The 9,851-nt window shown below is 71.2% G+C and carries 7 protein-coding genes and 1 pseudogene; 3 read left to right on the plus strand and 5 right to left on the minus strand.

The window, feature by feature from the left end; all coding sequences use genetic code 11:
- The first annotated feature begins 364 nt into the window (after positions 1 to 364).
- Genes CHC11_RS00350 through CHC11_RS00360 form a run of 3 tightly spaced genes read left to right on the plus strand, consistent with a single transcriptional unit; the run spans position 365 to position 5,716 of the window.
- Entirely contained in the window at positions 365 to 1,933 is a 1,569-nt protein-coding gene (locus tag CHC11_RS00350) for an FAD-dependent monooxygenase (protein WP_245918632.1), read from the plus strand.
- Complete coding sequence (locus CHC11_RS00355; protein WP_089309525.1) at positions 1,930 to 3,966, plus strand: acetate--CoA ligase family protein; 2,037 nt, start codon at positions 1,930 to 1,932, stop codon at positions 3,964 to 3,966. The genes CHC11_RS00350 and CHC11_RS00355 overlap by 4 nt, the downstream gene beginning before the upstream one ends.
- Entirely contained in the window at positions 3,959 to 5,716 is a 1,758-nt protein-coding gene (locus CHC11_RS00360) for a (2,3-dihydroxybenzoyl)adenylate synthase (protein WP_245918633.1), read from the plus strand. The genes CHC11_RS00355 and CHC11_RS00360 overlap by 8 nt, the downstream gene beginning before the upstream one ends.
- Before the next feature lie 108 nt (positions 5,717 to 5,824).
- Here the strand turns inward: CHC11_RS00360 and CHC11_RS00365 are convergent, their stop codons facing one another.
- From CHC11_RS00365 to CHC11_RS43740, 5 genes and pseudogenes are all read right to left on the minus strand, one after another.
- Positions 5,825 to 6,415 (minus strand): hypothetical protein, encoded by a 591-nt coding sequence (locus CHC11_RS00365; protein ID WP_089309527.1) that lies wholly within the window; start codon positions 6,413 to 6,415, stop codon positions 5,825 to 5,827.
- 1,057 nt (positions 6,416 to 7,472) lie between these two features.
- The gene (locus CHC11_RS00375) at positions 7,473 to 7,949 is read right to left on the minus strand and encodes a PIN domain-containing protein (protein WP_179278614.1); all 477 of its coding nucleotides are present in this window, start codon (positions 7,947 to 7,949) and stop codon (positions 7,473 to 7,475) included.
- On the minus strand, positions 7,946 to 8,254 hold the full coding sequence (locus CHC11_RS00380; protein WP_143226866.1) for a hypothetical protein: 309 nt from the start codon (positions 8,252 to 8,254) through the stop codon (positions 7,946 to 7,948). Before CHC11_RS00380 ends, CHC11_RS00375 begins: the two co-directional genes overlap by 4 nt.
- A gap of 324 nt (positions 8,255 to 8,578) precedes the next feature.
- Positions 8,579 to 8,764 (minus strand): excisionase family DNA-binding protein, encoded by a 186-nt coding sequence (locus tag CHC11_RS00385; protein WP_245918634.1) that lies wholly within the window; start codon positions 8,762 to 8,764, stop codon positions 8,579 to 8,581.
- A 473-nt stretch (positions 8,765 to 9,237) separates the two neighbouring features.
- Positions 9,238 to 9,330 (minus strand): annotated as a pseudogene (locus CHC11_RS43740) (hypothetical protein); the annotation flags it as partial.
- Positions 9,331 to 9,851: the final 521 nt, after the last annotated feature.

The following is a 9,851-nucleotide window of genomic DNA, read 5'->3' on the forward strand; positions in this document are numbered from 1 at the left end:
TCTAGTTTCGTCTTATTGACGAGCAACTTCCAAATGACACATACTCCTGAACATCCTTCCCCTCCCTGGAAGACGGATGTGGCAATGAGCCCACCACCTGCGCGAACCACCGGCACACCGAGCCGACCGTCATGGAGTCGGCTGGACGCTCCGGGTCGGCCGCCTCGGCGCCGTCCTGGAGCCGACGTCCGGCGGCCACGCGCCGGCGGCGGGCGTCGAACCGCCCACCTGACGCGATGACGGGCGCCGCTGCGCGGCGCCCGTCCAGAACAGGCAAAGTCCGGCAACGCGCCAGGTTGGCGGCATGACGGTACGGGGATCTTCGACAGGAGGCAGGTACCCCATGGTTTCCAGGATCGCGTGCGTGGGAGGCGGCCCGGGCGGGCTGTTCTTCGCAACGCTGATCAAGCAGGCCGACCCCTCAGCGGAGGTCACGCTCTTCGAGCGCAACCGGCCGGACGACGTCTTCGGGTTCGGCGTGGTGTTCTCGGACGCGACCCTCGCCGGCATCCACCGGGCCGACCCGGTGTTGCGGGAGGCCCTGGCCACACGGGGGCGGCACTGGGACGCCATCGAGGTGCGCCTGAAGGGCGAGCGGATCCGCTGCGGCGGCAACGGCATGGCGGCGATCCACCGCAGGACACTGCTCGCCGTGATGCGCGCCCGGGCCACCGAGGTGGGCGTCGACATGCGCTTCGGCGCCGAGGTCTCCGGCCCGGAGGAGTTGGCGGACTACGACCTGATCGTGGCGGCGGACGGAGCCAACTCGCGTTTCCGCGAAAGACTGGCCGCCGAACTGCGCCCGCGTGTCGACAACGCGACCGCAAAGTTCATCTGGTTCGGCACCGACTACATGTTCGACGGCCTGACCTTCGTCCACCAGCGCGGCCCACACGGGGTGTTCGCCGTCCACGGGTACCCGATCAGCGAGGACATCAGCACCTTCATCGTGGAGACCGACGAGGAGACCTGGCGCGCGGCGGAACTGGACGAGTTCGACGTCGCGAGCCCGCCGGGGCCGAGCGACGAGAAGACGGCGCGCTACCTGGAGGAGCTTTTCGCCGAGCAGATCGGCGGGCACCGGCTGCTGGTGAACAACTCGCGATGGGCCAACTTCCACACCCGGCGGGCACGCCGCTGGCACGCGGGCAACGTCGTGCTGCTCGGCGACGCCATGCACACCGCCCACTTCTCGGTTGGCTCGGGCACGAAGATGGCGATGGAGGACGCCGTCGCGCTGGCCGCCGCCCTCGAAACGCGTTGCGGCGACCTCGAATCGGCGCTGGCGGCCTACGAGGCGGAGCGCAGACCGCCGGTGGAGAAGATCCAGAACTCCGCCCGGCCGAGCCTGGCCTGGTGGGAGCATTTCGGTCGCTACCACGACGCCTTCGACCCGCTCCAGTTCACTTTCCACTTCCTGTCCCGCAGCATCGGCAAGTCCAAGCTGGCCCGCCGGGACTGGGGCCTCGTCGCCGACGTCGAGGCGGACTGGCGCAAGCGGCACGGCGCGGCTCCGCTGGACTCGCCACTGAGGGTCGGCCCACACACCTCCACCGGGCGCCGGGCGACGGTCGAGGTCGCCCGGGACGGCGCCGTCGCCGTCCTGCCGGGCGGTGCGCGGGTGCCGCTGCGCGACGGCGCGGCGACCGAAGCCGGCCAGGGCCTCTGGCTCGCGGCGCCGGAAGACGAGTCCGACCTGCCCCACGCGTTCGCGCGCCTCGCCGCAGCGGTGCGGACCGGACCCCCGCCATTGGCGGCCGTACACGGCGGGACACCACTCACCCGCGTGCTGCTCGCCGAGCAGGCCCGGCTGGGACACCACGTCCCGGCCATGATCGTGGAGGATCCCCTGGACGACGACCGAGCCGAGACGCTGCTGCTGTCCGGGCGGGCCGACCTCGTCGGCTCGCAGACCGGAGGGCGGCCCGCGTGAACGACCTGACCCCCTTGTTCGCCCCGTCCGGTGTCGTCGTGGTCGGCGCCTCCCGCCAGGGCAACAAGCTCGGCGCGGCCATGGCGCGCTCGCTCGCGGCCTTCCCCGGCGCCCGCGCGCTGGTCAACTCCCGGAACCCCGACCCGGCCGCGGGCGTCTTCGCGTCCGTGGCGGAGGCCCGCGCACACACCGGCGCCGACCTGGATCTGGCCGTGCTCTGCATTCCGGCCGCGGCCTGCGCGGGGGCGCTCGCCGAGGCCGCAGCGGCCGGCTGCCGCGCCGCACTCGTCTGCGCGGGCGGCTTCGGCGAGATCGGCCCGACCGGGGAGGAACCCGAGCGCGCGCTGCGCCGGGTCGCCGAGGAGACCGGCATCCGGCTGCTCGGCCCCAACACCTCCGGCTTCCTCGCCCCCCACCGGGGCCTGACCGCGAGCTTCGTGCCCGGGGCGGGCCTGGTGCCGCCGGGCGGCCTCGCCGTCGTCGCGGCCAGCGGCGGGGTCAACCACGCCCTGGCCTTCGAACTCGCAGGCGCGGGCAACGGGATCAGCCTCGGCGTGGGCATCGGTGCGGGGATGGGCGTCACCGCCGCCGACGTGCTCGACCATCTCGCGGGCGACCCCGAGACCACCGCGGTCGCGCTGCACCTGGAGACCGTCCCGGACGGACCACGCCTGTTGGCCGCCCTGGGCCGGCTGACGGCGGTGAAACCGGTCGCGGCCCTGGTGGTCGGCCGGACCGATGTCGGCGACTTCGCCCGCTCCCACACCGGCGCCCTCGCCACGTCGTGGCGCACCACCCGGGCCGCCGTCCGCGACGCCGGTGCCGTCGTGGTCGACGACGAGCGGGAACTCGTCGACGCGCTCACGGCACTGTCCAGGGTGCGATTGCGCCCCGCCACCGACCCCGGCATCGGCATCGTCACCGCCCAGGCCGGGCCCGGGCTGCTGCTGGCCGACCGGGTCGGAGCCGACGGCATACGCGTCCCGGAACTCTCGCCCGGGACACGAGCCCGCCTGGGCGACCTGCTGCCGCCGCTGACGTTCCAGCGCAACCCCGTGGACACCGGCCGTCCCAGCGAGACGTTCCCAGAACTGCTGGGGACGGTCGCCGCGGACCCGGAGGTCGACCTGCTGGCGGTCTACGCGCTGACGGAGCCGGGCAGCGTGGACCTGGCCGCGGCCGCGGAGGCGGCGGGCCTGCCGTCGGTGACACCGGCGGTGGTCGCCATCGGCGGCCCGGCCGAGGAGGTGCGGGAGCAACGGGCGCGACTGCACAAGCTCGGCGTGCCCGCGGTCACGACCCCGGTGGCCGCGGCGAACGCCGTCCGGGCACTGGTGACGGACGCCCGGCTGCGCGCCGAGCGTGACACCGCGGAGCCGGCGTCCGGAAATCCCGTCCCAAAAGGCCCGCTCGACGAGCACGCCGCCAAGACCTTCCTGGAGACGCTCGGCGTGCGCACCCCACCACGCCGCGCGTGCGCTTCGCGCCAGGAGGCGCACCAAGCGCTCGCCGACCTCGGCGGAGCGGTGGCGGTCAAGGTGCTCGACGCGCGGATCCTGCACAAGACCGAGACGGGCGGGGTGCGGCTCAACGTCCGGACCCCGGCCGACCTCGACTCCGCCCTGGACGCGATCGGCGCCGACCGCGTCCTCGTCGAGGCCATGGCGTCCACCGGCGTCGATCTCGTGGTGGGCGCTCGGCGGGACCCGGTGTTCGGCCCCGTGGTGCTCGCCGGGCTCGGCGGCACCGCTGCCGAGGCGCTCGCCGACGTGGCGATCAGGCTCGCGCCGGTGTCCCCGGTGAGAGCGGCGGCCATGCCGGACGAGCTAGCGGCGGGCGCGCTGCTGCACGGCTGGCGCGGCGGCCCCGTCCTTGACCGGCGGGAGTTCGGCGTGCTGGTGTCGGCCCTGTCGGCCGTGCTGTCCGCGAACCCCGACGTCACCGAAATCGAGATCAACCCGCTGCGGCTCACCAGTGACGGCCTCGTCGCACTGGACGCCGTCGTCGTCCGCCGGGAGGAGGACCATGCCTGAATCGACACGGCCCGAAATGCAGCCCGCTTCGGAAGAATCTGGACCGGCACGGCCTGGAGCGACCCGCGACCATGCCGTCCAGTGGCCGGAGGACGCGGCCCGGCGGTACGTCGAGGAGGGCTACTGGAGGGGCCGGACCCTCGGCGACGAGCTGCTCGCGGTCGCCGACGCCCGTCCCGACTCGGTCGCTCTCGTCGAAATCGGCCGCACACTGACGTACCGGGAACTGGCCGACCGCGCCGATGCCGCCGCCATACGGCTGGCAAAGCTCGGGCTGAGGCCGGACGACCGGGTCGTCCTGCAATTGCCCAACACCATCGAGTTCGCCGTCCTGACCCTCGCCTGCCTGCGCCTCGGGGTGATCCCCGTGATGGCGCTGCCCGGCCATCGCAGGCACGAGATCGCCTACCTCGCCGAGCACGCCGAAGCCGTGGCGATCGCGGTCCCGGCCGTGCTCAGGGACTTCGACCATCAAGCGATGGCCGCCGGGATACAGCAGGACAACCAGTTCCTGAGGCATCTGCTGGTGCTGGGCAGGCCGGCGGCTCCAGGCGCGGTGGACCTGCACGCGCTATGCGCCCCGCCGGACGGGCCTGCGCCGCGGGCGGCCGTGGACGCCTACCGCCCGGACAGCCGGTCGGTGGCGCTGTTCCTGCTGTCGGGCGGCACCACGGGCCTGCCCAAGCTCATCGCGCGCACCCACGACGACTACCTCTACAACGCCAGGCGCAGCGCCGCGGTCTCGGGCTTCGGACCGGACACGGTCTACTACGCGGCACTTCCGCTCGCCCACAACTTTCCGCTGGCCTGCCCGGGGCTGCTCGGCGCGCTGCTGAGCGGCGGCCGGGTCGTGATGGGGGCGCACCGTCCCGAGGAGGCGTTCGCCGCCATCGAGCGCGAGCGAGTCACCGCCACGGCCGTCGTCCCCGCCATCGCCCAGCGCTGGCTCGACCACCGTCTCGCTGACCCGGACCGCGACCTCGGTTCGCTCCGGGTGCTGCAGGTCGGGGGCGCGCGCCTGGCCGACGAGGTGGCCCGCCGCATCCGACCGATGCTCGGCTGCACCCTCCAGCAGGTATTCGGCATGGCGGAGGGACTGCTGAACTACACCCGGCTCGACGACCCCGACGACGTCCTCTGCACCACCCAGGGACGCCCGATGAGCGCTGGCGACGAAATCCTCGTGGTCGACGACACTGGCCGCCCAGTGCCCACCGGCTCTCCGGGTCTTCTGCTCACCCGCGGCCCCTACACTCCGCGGGGCTACTACCGGGCCGAGGAGCACAACGCCCGCGCGTTCACCCCGGACGGCTGGTACCGCACCGGCGACATTGTCCGGCTGCGCCCGGACGGCAACCTCGTCGTCGAGGGCCGCGACAAGGACATGATCAACCGGGCGGGCGAGAACATCTCGGCGGAGGAGATCGAGAACTTCGCCTACCAGGTGCCCGGCGTCAGCCTGGCCGCCGCCGTCGCGATGCCCGACCCCGAGTTGGGCGAACGCGTCTGCCTGTATGCCGTCGTCGAACCGGGCCGCGGCGTCGCGGTGGAGGACGTGCGCGACGTCATGGAACGGGCGGGAGTTGCCCGGTTCAAGTTCCCCGACCGGGTGGTGCTGGTCGACGCGCTGCCCACCACTAAGCTCGGAAAGCTCGACAAGAAGGCACTACGGGCCGACATCGCCCGGCGGTTGGACGCGGAACGCCTGGCCGCGGGCCGGTCGGCGCCCGGGCGTCAGGCGACGAGGTGACGGCGAGCACCTTGAGTTGGACGCGGACCTCCGGAGCGGAGGGGGCGGTGCAGGTCGACCGCCCGTAAGGGCACTCCCGCCGGCTGTGGCACTCGCAGGCTCCCATCGTCATCCGGCCGGGTGCATCGCACGTTCCGCAGCCTGTCCCTCACCATCTCCAACGCTAGCCCGCTGAGGCGCCCCACCGGTCCACCCCAGAAAGAACCCGATCTGACCGGGGTCAGGTGTCGAGGAGGAGTGCGCGGCGGAGGATTTCGAGGTGGGTGTAGCTGCTCGGTCCACGCCGCCGGAACGTCCCACGCGCCGGCGCCCTCGCAGGTCCAGCCCGTGACCGTGCCCGCGACCACAGTGCTGCGCTGCCCGGCCGGTGACATCTGCCGCGAGCCGCTCGGGATGCCCACCCTCCCGCGGTTCGCTCAGCCGCATGAAGTGGCGGTGCGCGGCGCGGCGGTCGCACACCCGCAGCGCCGGCGCGAGCTCCTCCCAGGTGGCTCCCGCCTCGCGGGCGGCCCCGATCAGAGCGGCCTCCGTCGCGGCGAGCCGGTGGGCCAGGTGGTGGCGCATCGCCAGCGCCGCCAGGGCCTCATCCGCGCTCAACACGCGCCCGGCCCCCTCCAGTTCGATCCCGATGCTGGTCCCGGCCTTGTACACGGGGGTGTCTTTCAGGAGATAGAACTCCCGCGCGGTCACCGAAGCCACCGGCTCTTCCCAGATAAAGCAGGCCGTTCAGGGTGGGCAGTTCCTCGGGGTGGAGCCTGTAGGGGTCGCCGTAGTACTCGCGAAAGATCGGGCGGATATAGCTGACCGGCGAAGACGGCACCGAGTTTCAAGGGGCCGGTCCGCGCCGACCTTCAGTCCGCCGGGTCGGGGGCGCGTCCCGACGGTGCGGTTTTGGGTGCTGCCGTGGCTGTGACACGAGTTGGGATCACTTGTCACACTGATCCGCCTCGGCTCGCGTCCGCCCAGCTCGCCGTCCGCCGCCCCGGAGGCGACTCGGCAACGTTATGTGTCACATCCGCCCTGCGGAGGTCCCCGCCGTGTCCGTCGTCGCATTCCCCAGCCGATCCGGCCCGGCCGGCGCCTGCACGGTCCCTGCCGCCGTCGACCGGTACTCGGACCCATCGACCGCGACCACCCGCGCCAGCTACGACGACTCCCTCGCGCGGCTGATCGACGTCGCCGGCGGTACGGCCCCGGTCGTCGGCCTGTTGCCCGAGGACTTCGCCGCGGTGATGAACCGCTGGAACACTGCGGCGGCCGCCACCCGGAACCGGCACCTGTCCGCGCTCACCTCGTTCACGACCTGGGCGCAGCGCCAGGAGCTTTGGGAGACCAACCCGGACCGGCGGCTGACCCGCCGCAGGCCCGCCCGCCGCGGCGACCGCGCCATCCCTTGCGCCGGGCTGGACAGGCTGTTCACCGGTGACGGCCATGGGCTGCGCGAGCGGGTGCCGTGGCGGATGCTGTACGACACCGCCGGTAGCCGGGGCTCGTGCTACCTCTCTCGGTCCAGCGCGCAGACGAACTCCCTTGGTCGGTCACGCGGCTCAACCGTCACGCTACTGGTCGTGTTGCGCCAGACGATCGACACGTTCACGGATGTTCCGAACCTCGGGGGAGTCGAATGCTGCAAGCGCCCGGGACAGGTCTGCGGCCGACATGGGGGGGTGAAGCCCACTCTTCTGGCCGCACCTGCAACCGCGGGCCGCCGACACGGCCATCCCCCAGCGTCCAGTGGGGCCGTGCCAATCGGATTTCAGGAAGAGCGAATGTCCTTTACGTTCTGCACTCTTACTCCTTTTCGGTCACCTGTCAGCCCCGGCAGATGGGTGGCGTCGGCGGTCAAGATCAGCACATCAGGCTGTTGCCCTGCCGCCTCCGCACGGTCGGCGTACATGTGAGCAGTCGCGGCGACCAAGGCGTCTACAACCTCCGTTGAGTCGAACCCCGCGTCACCGATCAGCTTCCCGGCGGTGCGGGCAAGGTCCTCGGTGACAGGCTCAACGACGGTCCTGGTGCTGGACAGCGCATGGTTCAGTTCCGTGTCCCGGTCGGAGCCGCGCAGGATCTCCGTCAGTACGACACTGGACGTGACCAAGCGTGCCTGCTTGCGCAGCGCAGCGGCGAAGAAGATCGCAACGTTGCGGTCGGTGGCGGCCTTGTTGATGGCGTCGTTGTCGAGTACCAGGATCCCGCCAAGTCGGGCAGCCCGACGGCCTCGAGCGGCGCTCACTGATCTTGCGCAGACGGCCAGGCGGCGAGGGCGGCCTGGATCTCGTCCTCGCTGAACGGCCCGTGCCGTTCTTCCAGCTCGTCAACGAACTCGGCAAGGGCGTCGAGTTGGAGCTTGGCCGCGATCGCCTCATCAACGTAGGCGGAATCGGACAAGCCTAGCTTGCGGGCCTGTTCGCGGATCTCGGCCTTGCGGCCGCGGCGGATGGTGGCCGACAACTTCTCGGTCGCGCTGTGCCCACTCGCGGCCTTGCGGCGCTTCGCGACACGGAGAGGCTGGTTGACGGAAGTTCGCTTGGTGTCCACCACTTAATCCTACCAACGGTAGGAGCCGACTGTCCCCGGCGAGAGGTTGGACCTCGCATGGGAGTTTGTCGAGCATGGCCTGACGGATCTCTTCGCGGCGGGACGCCAGATCGGCCCGCGTGACATTTCCCGGAGCCCTCTTGGTCGTCCGAGGAAGTGGGCACCATGAGTGATCGACTCCTGTGTGTCCGAGGCCACCTCGAGGGGCGCGCTACACAGAGCGCAGGTTCGGTCTTGTTTCGGTGTGCTGGGAGATCAGTTGGTCGGCTAGGACGGCCTGTAGTTGGGTGATCTTTGCTTGGGCTTCGGCTTGTTGCCTCCCGCTTAGGCGGCCCTCCGCTTCCTGGTCGGACGTGTGATCGGGGCGATGGTGCAGGTGGCGATGTAGGTGTTGAGCACGCTCTCGGCGATGCGGACGTGTCGGCCGAAGCGCTGGAACTCGATGCGGCGTTCTTCGATCCGTCGCCGGGGGAATCGCTCGGTGGTGCCGAGCCGCTCGGCGACTTCCACAACCGACAGACACCTCTCAGCCACGTGTCCGGCAGGCTGTAGCGGCTTGCGCTGTCCGTGGTCAGGAGCTTTTCTTCGGCCATGCGCCGACGGGTCTTCTTGACGTTGGATTCGCCGAGGGCGGCCCCTTGAGCGATGGCCCGCGGGCCGCTGCCAGGGTTGGCGCGCTGGTAGCGCAGGATCACCGCGCGTGTGTCGGTGGTCTGGTGCTCGTCGGCCGGACCGTCCAGGAGCGACCACGCGCCGGACGCCGGGTCGAACGACAGGGCGTATTCGGCCTCGTCCACGTCGCGGCCGGTGACGTAGAGCACGCCGTCGGCCTGGCCACGGGCGCGTTTGCGGACGAGTGTTGCGTCAGCGGCTCCGGCAATGCCGTTGGTGCCGGACACGTCGGCGAGGAAGTCGTCCGAGGCCATCTTGCGAACATGGTGTACGAGCACGAACGGCACGGCGTAGGCGTCGGCCAGTCGCTTGATGGCGCCGACGGCGGCGTAGTCGGCTTCGTAGGCCGAGGCGCCGACCGGGGCGACGCCTCGGATCTTGGCGAACACGTCGATGACGACCATGCGCGCGTCGCGGTTGCGGTCGAGCCATCCGGCGATCGCCTCGTCCCCGCCCTGCCCGATCTGCGGCAAGCGGTGGTGGTGAGGCCGCCCCCGGGCGGAGCCCGGCCAGCCGCTTCTTCTCGCGGCCCTAATCGCTTCGACTGGCCCGTCGATCCTGCAGGCGTCGGAGCGCCAGAGTGATGACCGCAGTTACGAAACCGACAAGAAACCCAGCGAGCGCCCCCAGCACCCCGGTTCCGATGACGGAGTCGCTGTTTGGATGGTCGACATCTTGTAGGTAAGTGCCTACAGCACCGACCAGGAGGCCAGTACTTAGTCCGACTGCGGTGTACTTTCCGAACATGTGATCGCCTCGGGTGTGGGTGAGGCCGTATGAGTCGATCGCGAGTGGATCAAAACCTCTGCCGGGACGCGAGCCAGCACTTTACTTACCCTCGGACGAATCAGGCTACCGACTCCAAGGCGCTCGCGCCGCTTGCGCGGCCGGGCGCCGCGCCGCGCCGCGTGCGGCGTGGGTGCCG

Origin of the sequence: Actinomadura mexicana (genome assembly GCF_900188105.1) — a bacterium.
Taxonomy (GTDB): Bacteria; Actinomycetota; Actinomycetes; order Streptosporangiales; family Streptosporangiaceae; genus Spirillospora; species Spirillospora mexicana.